Source organism: Corallococcus sp. AB038B, from assembly GCF_003668955.1.
In the GTDB taxonomy this organism is placed as follows: Bacteria; Myxococcota; Myxococcia; order Myxococcales; family Myxococcaceae; genus Corallococcus; species Corallococcus exiguus.
Window position 1 is genome coordinate 1 of sequence record NZ_RAWO01000444.1, and the last position, 380, is coordinate 380.

A 380-nucleotide genomic window follows, 5' to 3' on the forward strand; every position below is an offset into this window, starting at 1 on the left:
GCCCCGGCATCGTCATCACCCTGGGCACCACCGAGCTGAAGCTGATTCCGGAGGACACCCGCGAGCGCTCGGTGCTGCTGTCCTCGAAGGACCGCTTCGGCGCGCTGGTGGGCAACAGCCGGAAGATGCGCGAGGCCTTCACGCTGCTGGAGCGGCTGGCCCCCGGCGGCGCGGACGTGCTCATCCAGGGCGAGACGGGCACGGGCAAGGACTTGTGCGCGGAGGCCATCCACCAGCAGAGCCCGCGCAAGAAGGGCCCCTTCGTCATCGTGGACCTGGCGGGCGTGCCGCCCACGCTCATCGAGAGCGAGCTGTTCGGCCACGTGAAGGGCGCCTTCACCAGCGCGCAGGGAGACCGCGCGGGCGCCTTCGAGCGCGCG

At 71.6% G+C, this 380-nt stretch carries 1 protein-coding gene; it reads left to right on the forward strand.

Features of this window, described 5'->3' with window-relative positions:
* Window positions 1–380 (forward strand): sigma 54-interacting transcriptional regulator (locus D7Y04_RS43830; RefSeq protein ID WP_147477410.1); only part of this gene is annotated, 380 nt, incomplete at both ends.